The 531-nt window shown below is 57.6% G+C and carries 1 protein-coding gene; it reads left to right on the top strand.

The window, feature by feature from the left end:
• On the top strand, positions 1-531 hold a 531-nt coding region (locus ACTHUR_RS17760; RefSeq protein WP_440400047.1), incomplete at both ends, for an NAD(P)-dependent oxidoreductase.

Here is a 531-nt window from a genome sequence, read left to right as displayed (position 1 = left end):
GCAGCAGGCTTGTGGGAAAACTCGCCGTTTTTCTGCCACCTCGGCGCACCGATGCGCGATTTAAACGGTAAAACACTGGCGATTTTCGGTCGCGGCAATATTGGTAAAACGCTGGCAACTTATGCGCAGGCTTTCAAAATGAAGGTCGTGTTCGCCGAACACAAACACGCCGAAACCGTCCGCGACGGCTACGTTTCCTTTGACGAAGCCATCCGCTCCGCCGACGCGCTGTCGCTGCATTGCCCGCTCACGCCGGAAACGGCAAATATGATAGGCGAAGCCGAGTTGCAACAGATGAAGCCCGGCGCCATCCTCATCAACTGCGGGCGCGGCGGCTTGGTTGATGAAGCCGATTTGGTTGCGGCGTTGAAATACGGCCAAATCGGCGGGGCAGGTTTTGATGTGTTAACACAAGAGCCGCCGCGCGACGGCAACCCTCTGCTGAAAGCTCGACTGCCCACCCTCATTGTCACGCCACACATTGCATGGGCAAGCACAGAGGCCGCCAACCGTCTGTTTGCCATCCTTGTG

This window comes from Neisseria sp. P0021.S007 (assembly GCF_051956855.1).
Note: the sequence above shows the minus strand (reverse complement) of the source record. Positions and strands in the feature narration are given on the sequence as shown.